The sequence below is a fragment of the Chitinophaga varians genome, from assembly GCF_012641275.1.
Lineage (GTDB): Bacteria > Bacteroidota > Bacteroidia > Chitinophagales > Chitinophagaceae > Chitinophaga > Chitinophaga varians_A.
Genome location: NZ_JABAIA010000003.1, coordinates 509,431 through 530,798, shown reverse-complemented (window position 1 = coordinate 530,798; position 21,368 = coordinate 509,431). Strand labels below are relative to the sequence as shown.

Here is a 21,368-nt window from a genome sequence, read left to right as displayed (position 1 = left end):
AAAGCCTCCGGGAACAAGTCCGGAGGCTTTCCTCTAAAAAGGTATGTACCCTGTCACACACTTTGATCAGCCATCAATACCGCTATACGGGCAGCAATACGCTCCCTCACCCAGCGCCGGCCCTCCTCATCCAAATCAGCGAGGAGATTACCACTGTCCTCGTTAAAATCGACCCACACGTCTTCCAGGAACTCGTTCCGGATCTCCTCTGTCCGTTGCTGATTGCCGGTATCAAAGCTGCCGGTTTTCGACAGCACGCTGTTTAACCGGTTCTTTGTGACATAGCGCGCCATTTCTGCCACCAGGAAGGAAAGCTGCTCCGACCGGGAACTCACCTCCGGGATAAACGACCATTTTTCCGCTTCATGAAATTTCTGCTCTTCGTCAAATTCCGGGTTTTTCAGTTTGATGACCGGGCGCATATCCAGTGTGGCAAGCTCCGAATGGCGCAGTGGCTTCACCACTACTCCTTCTATCAGGTTGGATGGCAGCTCCGGCAACTGCAGCTGCGCGGGGATACCGGAATTAATGCGGGTATCAAAATTCAGCGCCTCGTTCCATTTACCGGTGAACAGCGCTTTCGCATAGAAGATGCCAAATCGTTCGAAATAAGCGATGGCAGTGTCATAATCGATATAACGTTTAGCGCCGTCATCGGTTTCCACGGCAATATCGAAGGCACAGAACCGGACAACCGGACTGTAATACACGCCTGTCTGAATGGCCTGCACATGCGGGTCAGGCGCTACTGCGGGATGCGGGTACTTTCCGCCGAACAATTCCCCATAGAGGATATACCGTTGTGCCGGCACATCCTGCGCCAGCTGTTCAAAGAAACGAACCACCTGTTCTTCCATACCGGCAACGACCGTCTGGAAGCCGAAAAAATCGTCGCTCCATTGCAGGTATGCTTTTCTTTTGGCAAATAGCAACTGATGATCTTCGTACACAAAGCTGAAGTTGGCGCCATGCACTTTCTCTGTCACTACCCATTTTAATTTATTGAGGTCTTGCATCGCTTTTTCTGACAGGTGGAGGCCCTTCAGATTTTTGGGCATTTTCTCGTATTCGGAATGTTTGTTCATTATTGATCGGTATGGCCCGTGGTTAACAGCGGCAAAAATAAACAATTCCTCCAACAAACAGGCGGCTACTTCAGCCGGTAGCTGATCATGGCTTTGCCATAGGCGGTGTTGCTGATGCTGAAGTTCCGGATGGTGTCGTGGCCGGGACTGAAAAGCTTATAACTGCCGAACAGCCCCATGCCGCCCTGCAACCCGAACCACAGGTTTTTATAAATGCGCTGGTTAAACTGTATGCCGGCATGAACAGTGGAGAACTGGGCGTAGTCTATCTCTTTGCCTTCAAAATCCGTATAGTTCTTCAGGTTATACCGGGTCCAGTCGATAGAGCCGGCGATGCCGACCTGCGTGTTGGAGGTTACGTTATAAGCCACATTGAGCCTGGGCCAATAGAACTGTCCTTCCCATTTACCGTTGTTGCTTTTATAATCGACGGATATACCGGGGGTGAACAAAAATTCGTTGAAGGAATACATGACATGCAGCCCGAAACCCACTTCCAGGTTGGACTTTTTACCAAATCTTTTAGATACCCCGTAAATACCGTCCACAATCAGGTCATCGGAAGAAAGCCCGCTTTTAAAATCCGATGCCACGGTGGGTATGAGTATGCCCAGCACTGACCACCTCTTTGCGATGGGATGGCGGACAATCATCACCGCCTTTATTTCGTGAATTTTGTCCAGCTGATAAAGGTGGTCCGTATTTTTCTGATCAAAAGAAAAAGCCAGTTGGCGGTAGTTAATGTTCGTGAGCAGCTGCGTTTTCCCGAAATGCATGGGTGGTAATGACAACCACGCATCGTATGTATTGTATTTAAATTTGTTGCCCTGCAGACCGCTGCCCTCCGGGAGATCATTAAACTGGCTTTCGCCGTGAGCGGTTACCGATACCCCGGTTATATCTTTAACAGATTGCGCGAAAATACCATCTGAATAAAATGCCAACAGACTGATAAGCAATGACTGATGCAATAAGCGTTTCATGTTTTCCTTTAGTTTGATAACACAAAGGTCGCTGGCTGGCATCGGCTGCTTTCGAACAGAATCTACCTTTATCAGGACAAACTTTGCACGAGGGAAGCCCTGTATTCGGAGGGTGTCAGGTGGGTGATCTTCTTAAAAAGACGACCGAAATAACCGGGGTCTTCATAGTTCAGTTCAAAAGCCACAGCCGCAATATCTTTCGTAAAATCCTGCAGCAAAAGCTGGCTGTGTAAAATATTCACTTTGTTGATCCACTCTTTCGGCGCAGTGCCCAAAGTCTGTTGCACGCAACGGTTCAGATAATTCACGGAGACAGCCAGCTTGTCTACATAAAAGGAAACCGCTCTTTGTTCCACATGATGTCTATACACGAGCTCCTTAAATGCGAAGGTGATTTCACTGCTGCGGGTCACTGACTTATGCTGACCACCATCTGACGCAATGATCTTCATGAGTGCGGCCTGGAAGAGAGAGTAGCAGATGGCCATATCGGGAGAGAACTGATGGAGCTCGTGCGTCAGCAGCCCGAACAGCGGCGTAAGCCAATGGCTGGTTTCCGCCGGCAGTGTCACTACTGTGCCGGTGCTGAACAGGTGTATCAGTTTTTCTTTGGACAAAAGATGACGCAGGGTGCTGTCTTCAAAAACCACCACATACCCTTCCACGTCGTCACTGGTTTCCAGCAGGGCTGTTACGTTACCCTGTTTTACAAAGAGCACATCATGGGGGCCGATGTGTTTTACCGCCGCATCCACCTGTTGACTGGCATGTCCGTGCGTAAGGTGTACAATAAAATTGTAGTCCGGCCTGTAAAGTGGTGTTGGCAGGCTTATCAGTCCTGCTGTTTCCCTGATATCAAATATTTGCAGGGGCATGTGGGTTGTTTTGAAGACCGCGGGTATACCGGACATATAGCGGCGTTCAAAATCATTCGGCTTAACGGTTTTTATTTTCATATGTCAGATGGCAATACTTCCAAACGACACCTGAACAACGTTTTACCCCTACTCTTCCTTCAATACGTCCACCACTTTACGCAGGATGCGGGTAAATTGTTCCAGCTCGTTTTTGGGGAGCATGCCGCTGATGCGGGTTGTCACGCTGTGGCGTTGGTTTTCAGAGCCATTTACCAGCTGTTTGCCTTTACCGGTCACTTCCAGCAGAAAATTACGACGGTCTTCCGGCAGCTGCTTTTGTACCAGCAGTTTTTTCTCCAGCAGCAGTTTTACATGCCGGGAGATGGCCGGTGCGCTGATATGGAATTTCTGCGCCAGTGTTTTGGCGGTGGCCGGACCGTTGCGGTACAGGTATTCCACGATGTTGTAATGCGTGGCGCCGACCCCGTTAAAATCGCCGTTGTTGACCTGCGCAATCACATAACACTGGAAATCGGTATAGGTATCGAAAAAGGCTTTTTGTGCTTTTTCCATGTTGGAAATTTATTTAACTTTGTTAACTATTCACAAAGTTAATAAAAAGTTAGCTCATGAATCCGATAAAGATCACCGGTGCCCGTCAGCACAACCTGAAGAACCTGACCTTAGAAATTCCCAAGAACAAGATCACTGTTTTCACCGGTGTGTCCGGATCGGGGAAGTCGTCGCTGGTATTCAGGACCATCGGCGCCGAGGCGCAGCGGCAGATGAGCGAAATGCAGCACAGCTTCGTACGCAGCAGGATGGAGCACCTGGGCGTGCCGGATGTGGACAGCATCGGGCACCTTAACGTACCGGTGATCATTAATCAGAAACGTTTAGGCGGCAACGTGCGTTCCACCGTAGGGACCGCCACAGACATCTATACTTCGCTACGGCTGTTGTTTTCCCGCGTAGGCAAGCCCTTTGTGGGATACGCCAATATTTTCTCGTTCAACCATCCGCAGGGCATGTGCCCGGTTTGCAGCGGCATCGGGCAAACACGGCAGATAGACATCAACCGGTTGATAGATACCCATAAATCACTGAATGAAGGGGCCATCCTCTTCCCTACCTTCCAGCCCGGTGGCTACCGCTGGCTGCGGTATACCGCATCAGGCTACTTCGACAACGATAAAAAACTCGCCGACTATACGGAGGACGAATGGCAAATGCTGCTGCATGCCGAAGAACATGTGCCGCCCAATCCTTCTCCCCAATGGGGCAAAACAGTGCGTTACACCGGTATCATTCCCCGGCTGGAAAGGGATATCCTGAAAAAAGACTCCAAAGAGCTGCGCCTGCGGGAGAAGGAAATCAGCCGGATAGTAAAAGAGCAGTCCTGCCCGTCCTGTCACGGCAAGCGGCTCAACGAAAAAGTGCTTTCCTGCAAAATAGCCGGCCACGATATCGCCGACTGTGCCGCCATGCCGGTCGACGAGCTGCTGGCGTTTATCCAGCCCATACAGGCGCCCGGATATGAAACCATTATAGCTGAACTGGTGAAAAAACTTCAGCATATGATCACCATCGGCCTCGGATACCTTACCCTCGACCGGGTAACGCCCACGCTCTCCGGCGGGGAATCGCAGCGTATTAAAATGGTGCGGCACCTGGACAGCAGCCTTGAGAACCTCCTGTATATTTTCGATGAACCCAGTATTGGACTGCATCCCAAAGACCTGGACAATATATCCCGCATCATTCAAAAGATCAGGGACAAGGGCAATACCGTATTGCTGGTGGAGCATGATCCTGACCTTATCCGCATCGCTGACCATGTGATGGACATGGGGCCCGGCTCAGGCATCCATGGCGGCGAAATCGTTTACCAGGGCAGCTTTGATGGCCTGCGTAAAAGTACCGGCAAAACAGGTCGCTATTTCGCCCGGCATAAAACATTCAACCAGCATCCGCGTACGTTTACAAAAACACTGACTATCCGCCATGCACGGCTGCACAACCTGCAAAACGTTACCGTGCAGGTCCCGCTGCAGGTGCTCACCGTCGTTACCGGCGTGGCCGGCTCCGGTAAAAGCACGCTGATCAGTGACGTGCTGCCGCAACAGCATCCGGACATTACGTTGATCGACCAGTCAGGCATTGCCGGGCATTCCAAATCCAACCTGCTTACCTACCTCGGTATTTCCGATATCATCCGCAACCTGTTTGCCCATGCCAACGGTGTCAGCAATAAACTGTTTAGCCGTAATAGTGAGGGCGCCTGTCCCAACTGCAAAGGCCTCGGCATGGAAAAAATTGACCTGGCGTTTATGGACGATATAGAAATGCCCTGTGAAGTCTGCGGTGGCAGCGGCTTCCGCCCTGAAGTACTGGCATACCGCTATCGCCACAAGTCCATCGCTGATGTGATGTCCCTCACAGTGGAAGAAGCCACCATATTTTTTGCAGAGCAACCGGAGCTTCACCGTCACTTCACTATGCTGCAGGACCTCGGCATGGATTACCTCACTCTCGGCCAACGGCTCGACACCTTCTCCGGCGGGGAGTTGCAACGGTTGAAACTGAGCACGCAACTAAAAGGGGAACATTCCATTGTAGTGCTGGACGAGCCCAGTACCGGCCTGCATCCCGCTGACACGGAAAAACTGCTCGCACTGTTCAACAAACTGATAGCCGCCGGCCACACCCTGATCGTCATTGAACACAACCTGGACATTATCGCCTGTGCCGACTGGATCATCGATATGGGGCCAGGAGCCGGTAAAGACGGTGGGCGGCTGACGTTTGAAGGAACGGTGGCCGACCTGCTGAAGGAACCTGGCACACCAACGGCAACGTACCTACGAAAATATCTTGCATAGCATACATCCGTCACCGTTATCCGGACCGGGGGACGTCTTTATCTTTTTTACTACAGAGGGTGGGCGCTGAGAACATCGCATGGGCAACAACCTCAGGCATCCGGGAAAAGGAATTTGCAGCAATTCCGCAGTGTGGCACAGTAACTTTACCAAAACAAAAAGATGTTCTCTGCTACTGTCCTTGATCCGGCGCCCTGGTACCATCAGATGCGCGCCCAAAACCCGGTTTACTTCGATCCGGAATTCACTTTCTTCTATGGCGCCAAAGGCTCATGGCTGCTGTTTACCTATGATGATGTCAAATGGGCGCTAAGCGATCACGAAACATTTTCCAGTGAATATCTTCCCACATCCGGCGAAGATCTTCTGGGAGCCACCATATTCGCGACAGACCCTCCGCGCCACAGAAAAATGCGTGCGCTGGTGACAAAAGCCTTTTCACCGGCAACTATTTCCAGAATGGGGCCCTGGCTGTATGAACAATGTTATCAGCTGATAGCCCCCTGGCTGGAATCGGGGGAGATGGACTTTGTCAGCGCCTTTGCCGCCCCTCTGCCAAGTCTCGTTATCTCCCGCTTACTTGGCGCGCCAAAAGAAAGCGGGCCATTGGTGACCTCCTGGGGGAAAACTCTCAGCGGCGATCCCAGGACAATCGGCATGGAAGTATATTACCAGACCATGAAAGAGATGAGCGACTTCCTTTCCCAGCTCATCGCTGAGCGGGCAGTCCGGCCACAGCAAGACCTGATCACCGATCTGTTGCAGGCGGAAGTGGACGGCGAGAAACTCACGGACAAGGAAATACTGGCCACCTGTATTACAGTCCTTAGCGCCGGAAGTGAAACCACCGAATCATGGCTCACCAGCGCCCTTCATCTGTTTATCCAGCATCCAACGCTACAAAAGCACCTCGCCACCCATACCGCAGATCTTCCCAAAGCGCTGACAGAAGCCATGCGCTTCAGGTCACCCGTAATGGCGATGCCCCGCAGGGCAACCCGTGACATCACACTTCGTGGTCAGACCATCCCGAAAGACAGCCTCGTAAACCTCTGCATCGGCGCGGCCAATCTGGACCCAGCCGCCTTCCCTGATCCTGATAATTTCGATATCAACAGGGACAACTCCAGGATGCTGAGCTTCGGCCACGGTATCCACTATTGCATCGGTTCCATGCTCGCCAGGCTGGAAACCCGCATAGCCTTTGAAGTACTGTTCAAACACATGCAGCACATACGGATAAAACCAGGCGCGACTATCGTAAGAACACCCAGCACCATTGTGTACAGCTATCAGGAGCTACCCATCGTATTTGATCTGTCTTCCTTATAACCGGCACCACCACCGGCACATTACACTTCATATCCACGCTGGAAAAGAATGGCGGCCGTTACTGACGGCTGATATTTTGTGCCTCGTTTTTGGCTACAACATCACGCGTTCCGGCTACAAATACCAATTCATTTGTGTTCACCTTTGTGAAACAAAAACAAAACAAGATGAAAGTATTTGTAACGGGAGCCACCGGATTTATTGGCTCCGCTGTAGTGAAAGAGTTACTGGCAGCAGGTCATGAAGTCACAGGCCTCGCCCGCTCTGAAGAAGCGGCCCAAAAGGTGGCCGCGCTTGGCGCCAAAGTACACCGCGGCGATATCACCGACACCGCCAGCCTTCAGTCCGGCGCTGCTGCGGCCGACGGTATTATCCACACCGGCTTTATCCATGACTTCAGCCGCTTTGCGGAAATGTGTGCCCTGGATGGAAAAGCAATTGACGCGATGGGCGAAGTACTCATCGGCTCCCAACGTCCGATCATCATTACCGGCGGCACCGGCGTTATTGTGGGAGACAGGGTGGTGACGGAAAACGACGGTGTTGAAGACCAGTCCCATCCCCGCGCGGAAACAGAAAGGGCGGTGGGAAGAATAGTGGCCAAAGGCGTCCGCGCTTCCGTGGTGAGGCTCCCTCCCCTCTGCCACGGCACAGGCGACACGCATGGTTTTCTTCCTATTCTGGCAGGGCTCGCCAAAGAAAAGGGCCGTTCTGCCATGATCAACGGAGGCACCAATATATGGCCGGCAGTACACCGCCTGGACGCGGCAAGGCTGTACCGCCTGGCACTGGAAAGCAACCCGGCAGGTGGCACCCGTTTTCACGCAGTAGCGGAAGAAGACAATGCCTTCAAAACCGTTGCCACCACTATCGGCGAAAGAATACACCTGCCGGTCGTTTCCCTTAACCCGGAAGAAGCGGCCGCACACTTTGGCTGGTTTGCGCATTTTGCCAAATTCAACAACCGGGTATCTGCGGACATCACCAAAAAAACACTGGGCTGGAATCCCGTACATCCTACCCTGGCCGAAGACATGGCAGCAGACGTGTATTTCCCCGCAAAAAAATAAAAACAGTACCTTCACCTACAGGCGGCATGACCGCCTGTAGGTTGTTAATTGATGAAACCATGAGCACACCTGTCCACATCAAAACCATCTCAGAATTTCATGCGCTGCGCGGGCTGCCCAGCCCCAAACACCCGCTGATCAGCGTGATCAATTTTGATGATGTAAAAAATGAGTTTGAAAAAGGAACAGAAAGCCTTGTCTTCGATTTTTATTCCATCTCCGTAAAACGGGGCATGAACCACCGCTACCGGTACGGGCAACAAGACTATGACTTCAACGAAGGGGTGATGTTTTTTATGGCCCCCCATCAGGTGCTCACTATTGAAATAGACGAAGAAAACCATCCGCCCACCGGCTGGTCGCTGTTCATACATCCCGATTTCTTCTGGAACACCCCACTGGCAGCCACTATCCGGAAGTACGACTTCTTCGGCTATGCCGTACATGAAGCCCTCTTTCTTTCCGAAGACGAAGAGCTGAAAATCCAGCAGATCATCGACAATATCCGGCAGGAATATCTTACCAGCATCGACCAGTTCAGCCAAAGCATTATCATATCCCAGCTCGAAACGCTGCTGAACTACGCCGACCGCTTTTACCAACGGCAGTTCATTACACGCAACAAGGCCAACCACCTGGTACTGGAGCAGCTGGAAAAACTGCTGGATCATTATTTTGAAACAGATGACCTAAGCAGCAAAGGGCTTCCGACGGTCCAGTATATCTCCGACCAACTGCATATGTCGCCCACCTATTTGCGCAGCCTGCTCAAAATGCTGACAGGGCAAAATACGCAACAGCTTATCCATCAGAAGGTGATTGACAAAGCCATGGAAAAGCTGAGCACCACCAATTTGACGGTCAGCGAAATTGCCTATGAGCTGGGCTTTGAACATTCACAATCGTTCAACAAATTTTTCAAAAAGAAAACCAATATAACACCGACGGAGTTTAAACAACGTTTCCATCGGTCCGGCTAAAAAGAAAAAGAGACGCTGTTAAACAGCGTCTCTTTTTCTTTTTAGATTTTTATGATCGGGAAGGTCTTCGTTTGCCGCTCCCCTTCCAGTCTCAGTAGATAACTGCCCGCGGGCAGCGAACTGATGTCCCGGCTGATTTGCCGCTCCCCTTTCGGGATGTTCCATTGTCGCAACACATTGCCACGTATATCCATCAGCGTTAGCCTTGTATAGGACAGGCCCCGCAGGTCTATAGACAGTTGCCCGTTAGTAGGATTAGGATAAAGGACAGGCCCTTTGGCGTCTGTTGTCTCCGGCGCCGGATATTCCGCCTTGTTGTAAGCCATCCGTGCTGCAGGTTCGCTTACCGCGCAGTTGTCGAGACTGAACCAGTTGAACTTCAGCGTGGTGCCCGACAAAATATGCACGCCGGTATAATTAAGCGCCGGCAGGCGGATGGTATCTGTAATTGTTTTCCAGATGCCGCCGGTAGACGGTATGCTGATGGTATCGAATTTAAAGGTGCTATGCCCTATCCATATTTTGACAGGTGCGGTGGTCATCACTCTGAAGCTGATGGTATACCTGCCGGCGACAGGCACGTTCAGGTTGCTGTAGGCAAACCAGTCGCCTGCTTTCAGGTTGGTAAAATCCTGTCCACCGCCTGTGTCCGTGCAGGTTTCCAGTACCGGGCCGGTGGCGCGATTGGATGCACTTTCGGCTTCATACTTGTCATTAACGGTGCAGGTATAATCGGTCGTTACTGCTGCAGTGGCTGATAAGGAGCCGCTGGCAGCGGTCACCGTGTAGGTGCCGGGCGTGGCGCCGGCGGTAAATACACCGTTTGTGTCGATGGCATTGCCGGTGCCGTCCACGCTCCATAACGGTTTAAAAGCGAAGGGATTGTTGCGCTGGTCGTAACCCTTTGCCACGAACTGTTGCGATGCGCGCAACGGCACGGTAACAGAGGCGGGCGTCAGCTCAATACGCGTCAGCGCCGGTGGCGCCACTACATGTACGATTGCGGTATCGCTGACTGCTCCGGCGGTGGCCAGCACCAGGTAATCACCGGCAGCGCTGCCGGTAAACAGCCCGCTGGTATTGATACTGCCGCCGGCGCCCTGTACTGACCATACCGGCGTAACGGTGAACTGGCTGCTGTCCTGGCCATAGCCTGTGGCGGTGAACTGCTGCGTCTGACCGGTATTGATCGTGGCGCTGTCGGGCTTTATCACCACGCGCGACAACGGCACCGAGTCCGCCCGGATGATGCTCAGCCAGTTGAAATTCCAGCCGTCCTTATTGGCTACAATACGCAGTGTTTGCTGTCCCTGTTCCAGTCGTATAGGCGCTGACGTGACAGTGGTCCATTTCTGCCATCCGCCGCTGGCGGGAAGGTCTACCATTTGCAGGGTGGTCGTGTCCGACTGAATGCGAAGACTGGAAGCGCCGTTGACCGCTACCCTGAACTGTATCCGGTAGGTGTCGCTGCGAGGCACTTCTATGTCGTATTCAAACCAGGTATTGGTACCGATGTAGCTCACATCCAGGCCTCCGCCTACATCGGAGCAGGGTTCTGAATTGTTGTTGTTGCTGTTGTCAAAACTTTCGGCCTGTATCTTCACCGGTATCAGTTTATAATTGGCCGGCCGCAGGGTAACGAAGGCCACGCCGGTTTTGGTAGTGCTATCTACAGTAGCCGTCACCGTTACCTTTCCTGAATTATTCAGTGTGGCCAGTCCATTGGCGGTAATGGTGTTGCCAGCGCCCGTGATGCCCCAGGTGGGCGTAATGGTCATCGGGTAGCCGTTCTGGTCAAGCGCTTTAAAGGTATACTGTTGCTGTTTTCCGGGCAGGAAGGACATGTCCGCCGGCGTCACCATAATGGTGTCCAGCACCGGCGTGCCCAGGCCTTTCTGGTATACGCGGGCGTAGTCTACCTGCATACTGTCGGGCCAGTCGGCCTCCGTGATAGCACCGCCCATGCCCCCGCCAATGGCCAGGTTGAGGATGAGGTGGAATTTCTGGTCGAAAGGCCAGTCCTTCCAGTCGGTATGCGGATTTGGATATGTGAGCACCTGCATGGTATCGTACCGGAAGCGGATGGTATCGGGCCCCCACTCCATCGCATATACGTGGTAGGTGGTATCTGCGTCCATCAGTTTTTTGGAGTTGCTGACGCCACCGCCATTGGTCCAGTTGTGGTTCTGTGTATGGACGGTGGACAATACTGTTCCGAAGTTATTGCCTACATGTTCCATGATATCCAGCTCGCCGCTTTTAGGCCATCCGCCGTAGGCGCTGGTGGTGGGCATCAGCCAGATGGCCGGCCAGGAACCGCGGGCACGGGGCAGTTTGGCGCGTACTTCTACTTTACCATAGAGGAAATCGAATTTGTTTTGTGTGATAAGCCTGCCTGACGACCAGGGTTCTGTGGTATTGCCGGTAGGGAAATCTTTTTTTCCGGTGATGACCAGCCGCCCGTTTCTCACGCGGGCATTGTCATGGGTGGTATCGGTGTATACCTGTTGTTCTCCGTTGATCCAGCCTTTGGGACGTGCGTCCACGGTCCATTTGGTTCTGTCCGGCTGGCCGTCGGTATTAAATTCGTCTGCAAACACCAGCGTCCAGTTGGGATTGCCATCAAACACCACGTTGCCTTTTGCCGTATAGCTGGTCACGTTGGCCGTGGTCAGTTCAGCACCGGCAACCAGGAGTTTGAGGACAGTACGGGAATAGTTGGCCGGAGAATTGCCGCTGAGCGTAATACTTGCCGTGGTGTCATTCACCCGCTGAACACCGCTGACAGTAACGCCCGGCGGCAAATTCACGGCCGACCAGTTGGCAGCGGTCAGCGTGGGTTTCAGGGTACCTCCCTTTACCTGGGCAGTGATAACGGCGCCGTTCTCGTGCCCCATCTGAATGCTGGTATCTTTCAGCACGATAGCGGTGGGATTCGGGCCCTGTAACAGATCGAAATACAGGATGCCGTTGGCTTTCTTTCCATCGATGTACTGAATGGCGATGGTGTTGAAATCCGTCCGGTTTTTTACGCTCTGGAAATTGTAGGTTGCTTCCTCCCAGTGGTTCACCCGCGAAGGTTTGAAGGTAAAGAAGACAGCCTTGCTGTAATTGGTGCCCGGTTGTAGTTTGAACATGATCTCGTCCAGCGTGGTGGCGTATACCAGCATTTTGAATGTGCTGTTGGTGGCGAGATCAAAAGAGTCTCTCAGAGAACATGACGCGCTCATGTACTCAAAGCAGGAAGTGTCTTTGGTGAATTTGGCCACGAGCGGACTGGTGTTCAGTCCGGACGGATTTGGATTGGGCACTCCGAATTCTACTTTGCCGGTAGTGGTGTTGCCGGCGTAGTACGTCCATTTGCCGGAGCAGGGGCCGTGGCCTTCCATGTCGTCCAGCAGGAGATATTGTGCATGCAGCGTGTTGCACAACAAACAAACAGGCAGCAGTAACAAAGGGATTTTTTTCCATCGGTTGCACCAAATTTGCAACAGAAGGGCTGTCCGTCGCAAAGGGTATCCCTTGCGAGCGCCGGATTTTGGTTTGCTCGTTTTCATAACGTTTCGTTTTAGGGTGGATGGCCGGTACAGCTAAGTGCTGTACCGGCAGGGTTCTTCGGATGTTCGATGTTGAAGCGGAAACAGGTGTTTTATTCGTCTACAGGTCATAAATTAGGGTTTACTGCCGCGTCTGCGCCGGGTATGGGCATCCAGTAGTTTGCTTTGGTGATGTTACCGGCCGGCAGCAGGTCGCCCGCCGCCTTGTTGGCATTGGCAGCTTCCACCTGCTCCAGTCTCACCAGGTCAAACCAGCGGTTCCATTCTCCGGCAAACTCCCAGGCGCGTTCACTTACCACCGCGGCCGCAAAATCAGCGCCCGTCATGCCGCCTGGCAGATCAGGCAAACCCGCCCGCTGCCGCACGGCATTGACAGCCGTATAGGCATCTCCGTTAGGTGTGCCGGCGGCACGGGCCTGCGCCTCGGCGTAGATCAGCAGCACATGGGCATAACGCATCATGATGACAGGGTTATTGGACATGTACACGGCTTTCTGGCCTGACTGTATCGTGAACTTTTTATAATAGGGATGTTTGGTAGTGGTTTGTTGCCATGGGATCACCGTGCCGTTGCTCAGCGTGAATTGGGTGCTGAAAGTAGCGTCTTTCCGGGGGCCGGCAGGAAAATTGTTGAAGAAATTCAGCTCCGGGAAAAAATCGCTCCACCCGCCTTCGTCTTCCGGCATGGTAGACAGTCCGTAAAATGAATTGTAGGTCACCCAGTTGCCACGCGTGAAAAGCGTGAACACATCTTCTACGGTCCCACCCACAAATATTTTCAGGTAGCCACCGGTATAAAGATCAAAACCATAAACTGTTTTATTGTCTATCACCTCTTTCGCCTTTGCCGCCGCCAGTGCGTATTTCGACTGGTCTTTCAGCGGCCACCCTGCTTCGGTGAGATATACGTCCGCCAGCAAAGCTTTGGCCGAACCTTTGTTGGGCCGTCCGGAGCTTCGCCTGGTATTGGGTATCCATTCTTCCGCCCTTTTCAGGTCGGCTTCTATCAGCGGATAGATGTCCGCGGGTTTGCTCTTTTTCAGGTTCAGGTATTCCGGGGTATATTTTTCGGAAGGGATGACCGGCACTTCGCCCCACAGCCGTGTGAGCCAGTAGTAAGACAGCGCCCGCAGATAACTGGCTTCGCCCACCATTGCGCGGATGGTGTCCTGATTGCCGTCCAGCACCTTGTTATAGTTGTTGATGATATTGGTAGTGGCCTGGATGGTTTTGTAACAGCCCAGCCAGATGGGGTTCATCCTGCTGTTCAGCGATGATACGTTGAAGCGGTCAAACTCGCGGAACTCCTCCTTGTTGGAGCCGGGATGCGTGGTGAGGTCATCACTGCCCATGGTCATCGCAATCTGTGATACCGTGGTAAAACCGCTGGTCCATGGCACCAGCAGGCTGCCATAGGCCCCGGAAAGCACCGTCTCCAGGCCCGTCTGGCTGCTCATGGCGTCATCTCCGGCCACCAGCCCTTTGGGGCTTTCTGTCAGCTCCTTGCTGCATCCTGCTGCCAGCACAAGAAAAGACAGCAGATATATCGCGTATTTCATGTAAGATCGTTTAATCATAACAGTTAGATTTAAAAGCTCAGCGTTACTCCGCCGGTAATGGTCTTTGCGTTCGGATAAGTACCAAAGTCGATGCCCTGACGGATATCCCCGGCAGAGGAGCTGCTTTCCGGATCTATACCGGAGTAGTTGGTGATCGTGAAAAGATTGGTGGCGCTCACGAAGACCTTCACGCCCAATGTATTTTTCAGTGCCGTTTTAGGTATATCATAAGCCAGGCTGACATTTTTCAGGCGCAGAAAATCCCCTTTTTCCAGGAAACGGCTGCTCTGTGTAAAGTTGCGGTTGGTAGTACTGAAAGCCGGTATATCGGATGTTTCGTTCACACCGGGAATGTAGCGGTCTTTGATTTCCTGCAGGGTAGCTTCACGGGCGTCGCCACCGTAATACATGGCCGCCGCCTTGTTGTAATTCAGGCGGTCGAAGCCAAAGAGTCCCTGGAACAGCAGGTTCAGCGTAAAACGTTTATACGTGACCGTATTGTTCCAGCCGATGGAGGTAGTGGGTATACCAGTGCCGATCACGTGGTAATCGTTGGCATCGATGGTGCCGTTGTTGTCTACATCGAGGTAACGGGAATCGCCGGCTTTGGCGCCGTAAAGCGCTGCCTTGTCATCGCCGGGCTTCCAGGTGCCGAGATACGTGAGGCCCCATATAGCGCCGAGTGACTGGCCGGGCATCACCACAAATTCTGATTGTGGCGACATGCCGCCACCGATTTTGCGGTTATTGGGATCAAAGATGCGGGTTTTGCCTTCGCCGAGCGAGATCACTTTATTTTTCACGAAAGACACGTTGAACCCTGTGTTCCAGTTCACTGCTCCGCTGTTGATCACATCGCCTTCCACGGCAAACTCCCAGCCTTTGTTCTGCACGGCGCCCACGTTACGGGTAATGGAATTACCGCCAAGGTACATGGGCAGGTTTTCCTGCAAGAGCAGGTCGCGCGTGTCTTTTACAAAATAATCCACGGTAACGGCTACCCGTCCTTTCAGCAGCCCGATGTCGAGGCCGATGTCCTTTTGTTCGGTGGTTTCCCACTTAAGGCCTGGATTGCCGATATTGCCCATCACAAGCCCTACCACATGTGTACTGTTGTTGAAAGATGCCGGTATATTAGAATAGGATGAAAGGGTGCTGTAGGGGCTGATGGCCTGATTGCCGGTGAGCCCCCAGCTGCCGCGCAGTTTCAGGTTGCTGATGCCCCGTACCTGCTGCATAAATGGTTCATTGCTGACTACCCATCCTGCGGAAACAGAAGGGAAATAGCTGTACTTATTATTGCCCTGGAATTTGGAAGAGCCATCCCGCCGCAGGGCTGCGGAGAGGAGGTATTTATCGTTGTACGCGTAGTTCGCGCGTCCTACCAGCGAGAACAGCGCCCATTTCGAGTAGCCGGAACCGGGAGAACCGGGAGTTCCGAGAGCGAGGTTGTTCCACTGGAAATTTTCATAAGTGAGATTGGTGGCGCCGGCGGAAGAGTAATTGTAGGTAGACTGCTGGTATTCCGCTACTGCAGTGATGTCCAGGCTGTGTACCCTGTTAAACACCTTTCTGTAATTCAGCATATTGGTGTTCTGCAAAACAATTTCCTTGTTGGACCTGATAGCTGCGCTGGACACGTTATTATTAGTGATCTTTCCCCCGAAGTTTTTGTCTTCGTACTGGAGATAGTTGGCGCCGTATTGTACATTGAAGGTCAGTCCGGGCAGGATGTCGAACTTAAACCCGCCGATCATGTTGGCCAGCATCCTGTCCCTGATATTGATCCTGTTGACGGTGAGTGCTACCGGGTTATAAAACAGGGAGCCAACGGGATCGCTGACCACGAAAGTGCCGTCCGGATTGTATACCGGTGTGGTAGGCGCCCAGGTGAGCGCCTGTGCCAGCGGGCTGCTGGGGCCATCGGGCGGTATGTCCGCATTCTGTGCCGTGCTGTAGGAACCGGTGATGTTCAGGAATGTGGAAACGACATTGGAGAGCCGGGCGTTGATATTGGAACGCAGGGTGTACCGTTTGTAAAACGAGTTATTGATCACGCCGTCCTGGTTGAGATAGTTACCGGAGATGAAATAACCGCTCTTGTCTGTTCCTCCGGAGAGACTGAGCAGGTACTCCTGCGCCGGCGCTGTCCGGAATATTTCGTTCTGCCAGTTGGTACCGCCTTTGGCGCGGAAGTCCGCGATCTGCGCGTCGGTGAATTTGGGCGTGGTACCTACCGCTACCGCGTGAGCGTTGGCCGTTTCCGCAAAGTCGGCCGCATTCAGCAGGTCCAGTTTTTTGATGACGGTGGAGGAAGACAGGCGTGTTGTAAAGTTCAGCTTCAGCCCACCTTTACCGCCTTTTTTGGTGGTGATGAGGATAACGCCGTTGGCGCCACGGCTGCCGTAAATGGCTGTAGCTGCAGCATCTTTCAGCACCTGGATGGACGCGATGTCATCCGGGTTGATAGCGAAAAACTCTGCACCGACAAAGCCGTCCACCACATAGAGCGGGTCATTGCTGCCGTTGATGGAATTAGAGCCACGGATGCGGATACGCACACCGCCACCGGGCGATCCGGCGGAATTGGTCACCTGCACGCCGGTAGCGCGCCCCTGCAATACCTGGTCGAGCCGGTTCACGGGCGCATCTTTAAAATCTTTGGAAGTAATGGAAGAGATGGCGTTGGTCAGCGTTCCTTTCTTTTGCTCGCCATAACCTACCACCACCAGCTCGTTGATATTGGAGGCGGATGGTTGCAGGGCGACAGACAGCTCCTTTTTACCGTTGACAGGTATCTCCATTTTGTTATAGCCCAGGGAAGACACCACCAGCACGGCGTTGCCGTCGGGCACTGTGATCACATACTCACCTTTTACGTTGGTCACCACACCTTTGGCCGTGCCTTTCACCTGTATGGTGACACCGGGCAGCGGCACGCCTTTTTCATCGGTGATGGTCCCTCTTACCTCCTGTTCAACCGGGGCAATCATCTCAGTAACGACGGGCTTGCGTTTGACGATGACCACCTTATCGGCGATGCTGTAGGTGAAGGGTTGCCCGCTAAAACAGGCTTCCAGCGCGCTTTTCAGCGAAGCATTTTTCAATTGCAGGTCCACCCTCCGCTCCTGCAGCATTTGTTCATCGGTATACAGGAAAGTATAGCCCGTCTGTTTCCGGATCTCCTGGAAGACCTTGTCCAGCGGCACATTACGTTGGGAGAGGGTAACTGTCTGAGAATACCCGGCCGCATGTACCTGCAGCAGGGCAACGGTCATTAGCAGCACCGTTAATTTCATCATCAGTAACGTTTTTTTCGATAATCGTGGAAATTTTTTGTCCCACGCGGCAGCACGATGCCGCCTGCTTTGGGAAAAAAGCATCAATTGCATACATTTGTATGGTTAGGGTAAGTAATGAATAATTGCCGTAAGCGATTGTACATACAGGACCTGACGTGACCGGGAGCGGTACCAGCGCTTCCGGTTTTTTATGTCCTGTATGGGTAAAGGGATTGGTGGAAAGTTAAGGACCCATAAGTGTATCAGTTTTAGTGGAATATCAGGGCGATACGATAATCTGCCTGTCTTTGACCTCAAAATGTACCTCTCCGGTCATCTCCAGTATTTTCAGCACCTGTGACACCGGCACGTTCCGGGGTATGATACCGCGGAAGTGTGCAGGCACCGGCGCGGTGAACACCACGTCCACATTGTACCAGCGGGCTATCATACGCATCACCGAGGCCGCATCGTTGCCTTCCAGCTGAATGTAGCCGTTTTTCCAGGCCACCGCTTCTTCTGTATTGACGTGTTGCTGAATGGACAGCTGGTCATGTTGTTTATCCAGCTGCGCACCCTGTCCCGGCGCCAGCTGTTTGCTGTTGCCGTTGCGGCTCACTTTCACTGCGCCTTCCAGGAGCGTTGTTTTTACCACTGATTCATCGGCGTAGGCCATAACATTGAACTGTGTGCCCAGTACCGCCACCTCCATGCTGTCGTTATGCTGACCGGTGCGTACCGTTACCTTAAAAGGCCTGGTATTGCGGGCCACTTCAAAGTAGGCTTCCCCGTTCAGTTCCACCTGTCGGGCGGCGCCTTTGAAGGCCACCGGATATTTCAGGGAGCTGGCAGCGTTGAGCCATACTTTGGTGCCGTCCGGAAGAGTTACCTGGAACTGGCCGCCGCGGGGCGTGCGCAGGGTGTTGAATTGTAGGATGTCTGGCTGGCCTGACGTAGCTGCGTACAGGAGCTGTCCGCCTGCCGGCTGACTGATTTTGGTGTTGCCTTGTTGTGTGAGCGTTCCGCTGGCGGCGCTGTCGAGCGGCAGTTCCGTGCCGTCTGCCAGGATGAGCATGGCTTTGTTGCCTCCGGGCGCCACGTCCCGCTTCACCGGCGAAGAGGCCACTATGGCTGGTGAATGGACCTTCGGCCGCAGGAGCCAGTACAAGCCGGCTGAGAGCAGCAACAATACCGCGGCGGCGGCTGGTATCCAGCGCAGGCGGCGCTGCGGACGCAGCGGCACAACGTTGTCTGCATGCTCCGGCTTATCAGCCGCAAGGATGCGGCTGGCGACATCGTCCCAGTAGTCCCTGTCATAACCGGCAATGGCGCCGTCCGGAAGTTGTTCCATCAGCAGCGCTTCCACCTGGCGTGTCAGCACGCCGCTGTCATCTTCCCTGATCAGCACGGACAGTTCCTGCAGCTCCGCCGCAGTGGCATTTTGTTGCAAAGCCTGCCCCAGCAGGTAGGTAAGGCGGTCTTGTGTTGACAAATGGCAATCGTTTTTGACAGTTTAAACGTGGTTGATTTTGGTATGTTCTTCAAACGTGAAATACCCCCTCTGATAAAACAGACGCGCGAGCGGACATTTAGGACCTATCGAAAGAAAAAAAAATTTTCACACCCGTAAAAGCCAGAGGACGAGGACGGGGAAAAGCATGCCGGATTGCTCCAGATGCTTGCGGATGGCGTGTAAAGAGCGTACCAGCGAATTTTTTACGGTATTGGGCGACAAAGACAGCTGCGCGGCGATTTCCGGTATTTTCAGTCCCTGCTCGCGGCTCAACAGGTAAATACGCCTGGCCTGCGGTGGTAGTTGCTGTACCGCCACACCCACCTGCTCTTTCATAAAAGCATAGGCGATGTCCTCTTCCGGGCTGAAGACCGGCTCATCCGGCATCAGCGTGGCCATGGCCTTGTGGTGTACCGCCTTTTTCCGCAGGTAGGTGAAGCACTGGTAAAAAACGATGCGCATCAGCCAGGAACGGGGCTGTTCTATCTCTTTCAGCTTGTCGCGGCTGATCCATAAACGAAGAAATGTTTCCTGGAGAATGTCTTCCGTTACCGAAGCGGTTTTGGTGATATGCTGCGCCATAGCGCGAAACTGGGGCGCATACAGGTGAAAGAGCTCCCGGAAGGCCATTTCATCGCCTTCGGAGATCAATTGAAAAAGTTCCTTGTTATCATGTGAGTTCGCCTGCATGCGGGACTGCCTTCCTGCTAAAGTAGCAAAATAATTGAAAGTTCTGTCCCGCGGTACACGCTCCCGCTATTTAAAATCTTTTTATATTTTCCCGCCAGATATAAGAAAGATAATTTTATGAAAAGATATTCCACGTTATTGTTCGGCAGTATCGCCACCGTTTTCACTGCCTGTTTCGGCAGCAAACATATCTCCCGCCATGCTGTTCCTTCCGTTATTGAGGCCTTTGTCACCAGCAGCGACCAGCAATACCTGTTAAAAGAACAAACCGGCCTCCGTTTTTCCGGAGCTAACGCCAACGGCTATACTACAATAACGGTAGACCCGTCACAAACGTTCCAGCCGGTGGAAGGTTTCGGTTATACCCTCACCGGTGGCAGCGCGCAGCTGATCAACGCTATGAGCGCCACGGCCAGGCGACAACTGCTACAGGAAATTTTCGGCACCGGCAGTCATAAGCTCGGCGTCAGCTACCTGCGTATCAGTATCGGCGCTTCCGACCTGAACGCGACCGTCTTTTCCTATGACGACAGGCCCGCCGGGGAGACAGACGTTCCCCTGGCGCATTTCTCCCTTGCTCCCGATATGGCCGGCGGCACCGGATTGATACCGCTGCTGAAAGAGATACTGCGCATCAACCCCAAACTGAAAATCATGGCCGCTCCCTGGAGCCCGCCTGCATGGATGAAAGATAACGGTTCCTCCAAAGGAGGTTCGCTTCTTCCTGAATATTATGAAACGTACAGCCGGTACTTCGTAAAGTATATACAGGCCATGGAAGCCGCCGGCATCCGCATAGACGCAATAACGCCGCAGAATGAACCGTTGCATCCCGGTAATAATCCCAGCCTCAGAATGCTGGCGGAAGAACAGCGCGATTTCATCAAAAATCATCTGGGGCCAGCATTCGCCGCCGCCAACATCCGCACCAACATCGTCGTGTATGATCATAACTGCGACCGCCCGGATTATCCGCTGACCATCCTGGCAGATACTGCAGCAGCCAGGTACGTGCATGGCAGCGCCTTCCACCTGTACGCCGGAAATATCAGCGCGCTGGCGACCGTACACAACGCGGCTCCCGATAAAGCCATCTATTTCACCGAACAGTGGACCGGCTCCAAAGAAACATTCGACAACAACCTCCGCTGGCATATTAAAAACGTGATCATCGGCGCCATGCGTAACTACAGCCGCACGGCGCTGGAATGGAACCTCGCCAATGACACAGCATACAAACCACATACGCCCGGCGGCTGCACCCAATGCAAGGGCGCACTCACCATCAACGGCGACCATGTTGCCCGTAACGTGGCTTATTATATTATTGCACATGCGTCCCGGTATGTGCCTGCCGGCGCTGTCAGGATCGGCAGCAACGACGAAGGCGGTTTCCACAGCGTGGCCTTTAAAAGGCCCGATGGTAAAAAAGTGCTGATCGTATTCAATGACAATAACGCCGAAGCGTCGTTTAACCTTCGTTATCAGGACCAACAGGCAGTAGTGGTTTTACCAGCAGCCAGCGTAGGCACTTATATTTTTTAGGAAGATCGTAAAATAGTGGTTACCTCCGGGTATC

The 21,368-nt window shown here is 53.0% G+C and carries 14 protein-coding genes; 5 read left to right on the top strand and 9 right to left on the bottom strand.

The features are described from left to right. Positions 1 to 53: 53 nt before the first annotated feature. From HGH92_RS25370 to HGH92_RS25355, 4 genes are all read right to left on the bottom strand, one after another. Positions 54 to 1,085 carry an RNA ligase family protein gene (locus HGH92_RS25370; RefSeq protein ID WP_168873612.1) on the bottom strand — a complete coding sequence of 344 codons (1,032 nt, stop codon included), beginning with the start codon at positions 1,083 to 1,085 and terminating at the stop codon, positions 54 to 56. Positions 1,086 to 1,150: 65 nt separating this feature from the next. Then, entirely contained in the window at positions 1,151 to 2,068 is a 918-nt protein-coding gene (locus tag HGH92_RS25365; RefSeq protein WP_168873611.1) for a DUF6268 family outer membrane beta-barrel protein, read from the bottom strand. A 71-nt stretch (positions 2,069 to 2,139) separates the two neighbouring features. Beyond that, on the bottom strand, positions 2,140 to 2,943 hold the full coding sequence (locus HGH92_RS25360; protein WP_211092745.1) for an AraC family transcriptional regulator: 804 nt from the start codon (positions 2,941 to 2,943) through the stop codon (positions 2,140 to 2,142). A gap of 129 nt (positions 2,944 to 3,072) precedes the next feature. After that, positions 3,073 to 3,498, bottom strand: a complete 426-nt coding sequence (locus tag HGH92_RS25355; protein ID WP_168873609.1) for a MarR family winged helix-turn-helix transcriptional regulator — start codon at positions 3,496 to 3,498, stop codon at positions 3,073 to 3,075. A gap of 56 nt (positions 3,499 to 3,554) precedes the next feature. On the opposite strand from HGH92_RS25355, the gene HGH92_RS25350 reads away from it, so the two are divergent. The 4 genes from HGH92_RS25350 to HGH92_RS25335 all read left to right on the top strand — a co-directional run bounded on the left by HGH92_RS25350 (position 3,555) and on the right by HGH92_RS25335 (position 9,189). After that, on the top strand, positions 3,555 to 5,807 hold the full coding sequence (locus HGH92_RS25350; RefSeq protein WP_168873608.1) for an ATP-binding cassette domain-containing protein: 2,253 nt from the start codon (positions 3,555 to 3,557) through the stop codon (positions 5,805 to 5,807). Positions 5,808 to 5,969: 162 nt separating this feature from the next. Further along, a complete protein-coding gene (locus HGH92_RS25345) occupies positions 5,970 to 7,139 on the top strand; it encodes a cytochrome P450 (protein ID WP_168873607.1) in 1,170 nt (389 codons plus the stop codon). A gap of 167 nt (positions 7,140 to 7,306) precedes the next feature. Next, complete coding sequence (locus HGH92_RS25340; RefSeq protein ID WP_168873606.1) at positions 7,307 to 8,209, top strand: SDR family oxidoreductase; 903 nt, start codon at positions 7,307 to 7,309, stop codon at positions 8,207 to 8,209. 59 nt (positions 8,210 to 8,268) lie between these two features. Next, a complete protein-coding gene (locus tag HGH92_RS25335; protein WP_168873605.1) occupies positions 8,269 to 9,189 on the top strand; it encodes a helix-turn-helix domain-containing protein in 921 nt (306 codons plus the stop codon). Between the two features lie 41 nt (positions 9,190 to 9,230). Here HGH92_RS25335 and HGH92_RS25330 read toward each other — a convergent pair whose 3' ends face one another. From HGH92_RS25330 to HGH92_RS25310, 5 genes are all read right to left on the bottom strand, one after another. Beyond that, positions 9,231 to 12,644, bottom strand: coding sequence for a carbohydrate-binding protein (locus HGH92_RS25330; RefSeq protein ID WP_168873604.1), 3,414 nt, complete (start codon positions 12,642 to 12,644; stop codon positions 9,231 to 9,233). Positions 12,645 to 12,853: 209 nt separating this feature from the next. Further along, positions 12,854 to 14,305, bottom strand: coding sequence for a RagB/SusD family nutrient uptake outer membrane protein (locus HGH92_RS25325; RefSeq protein WP_168873603.1), 1,452 nt, complete (start codon positions 14,303 to 14,305; stop codon positions 12,854 to 12,856). 29 nt (positions 14,306 to 14,334) lie between these two features. Beyond that, entirely contained in the window at positions 14,335 to 17,607 is a 3,273-nt protein-coding gene (locus tag HGH92_RS25320; RefSeq protein ID WP_168873602.1) for a TonB-dependent receptor, read from the bottom strand. Positions 17,608 to 17,866: 259 nt separating this feature from the next. After that, a complete protein-coding gene (locus HGH92_RS25315) occupies positions 17,867 to 19,078 on the bottom strand; it encodes a FecR family protein (RefSeq protein ID WP_168873601.1) in 1,212 nt (403 codons plus the stop codon). 126 nt (positions 19,079 to 19,204) lie between these two features. After that, positions 19,205 to 19,789: an RNA polymerase sigma factor gene (locus tag HGH92_RS25310; RefSeq protein ID WP_168873600.1), complete on the bottom strand. Its 585-nt coding sequence runs from the start codon at positions 19,787 to 19,789 to the stop codon at positions 19,205 to 19,207. Between the two features lie 117 nt (positions 19,790 to 19,906). On the opposite strand from HGH92_RS25310, the gene HGH92_RS25305 reads away from it, so the two are divergent. After that, positions 19,907 to 21,334, top strand: coding sequence for a glycoside hydrolase family 30 protein (locus tag HGH92_RS25305; RefSeq protein WP_168873599.1), 1,428 nt, complete (start codon positions 19,907 to 19,909; stop codon positions 21,332 to 21,334). Positions 21,335 to 21,368 lie beyond the last annotated feature (34 nt).

Bases quoted from the DNA above. Each gene is read 5' to 3' on its own strand.
- HGH92_RS25370 (WP_168873612.1), bottom strand. From the start codon at position 1,085: ATGAACAAACATTCCGAATACGAGAAAATGCCCAAAAATCTGAAGGGC.
- HGH92_RS25365 (WP_168873611.1), bottom strand. From the start codon at position 2,068: ATGAAACGCTTATTGCATCAGTCATTGCTTATCAGTCTGTTGGCATTT.
- HGH92_RS25360 (WP_211092745.1), bottom strand. From the start codon at position 2,943: ATGCCCCTGCAAATATTTGATATCAGGGAAACAGCAGGACTGATAAGC.
- HGH92_RS25355 (WP_168873609.1), bottom strand. From the start codon at position 3,498: ATGGAAAAAGCACAAAAAGCCTTTTTCGATACCTATACCGATTTCCAG.
- HGH92_RS25350 (WP_168873608.1), top strand. From the start codon at position 3,555: ATGAATCCGATAAAGATCACCGGTGCCCGTCAGCACAACCTGAAGAAC.
- HGH92_RS25345 (WP_168873607.1), top strand. From the start codon at position 5,970: ATGTTCTCTGCTACTGTCCTTGATCCGGCGCCCTGGTACCATCAGATG.
- HGH92_RS25340 (WP_168873606.1), top strand. From the start codon at position 7,307: ATGAAAGTATTTGTAACGGGAGCCACCGGATTTATTGGCTCCGCTGTA.
- HGH92_RS25335 (WP_168873605.1), top strand. From the start codon at position 8,269: ATGAGCACACCTGTCCACATCAAAACCATCTCAGAATTTCATGCGCTG.
- HGH92_RS25325 (WP_168873603.1), bottom strand. From the start codon at position 14,305: ATGAAATACGCGATATATCTGCTGTCTTTTCTTGTGCTGGCAGCAGGA.
- HGH92_RS25320 (WP_168873602.1), bottom strand. From the start codon at position 17,607: ATGATGAAATTAACGGTGCTGCTAATGACCGTTGCCCTGCTGCAGGTA.
- HGH92_RS25310 (WP_168873600.1), bottom strand. From the start codon at position 19,789: ATGCAGGCGAACTCACATGATAACAAGGAACTTTTTCAATTGATCTCC.
- HGH92_RS25305 (WP_168873599.1), top strand. From the start codon at position 19,907: ATGAAAAGATATTCCACGTTATTGTTCGGCAGTATCGCCACCGTTTTC.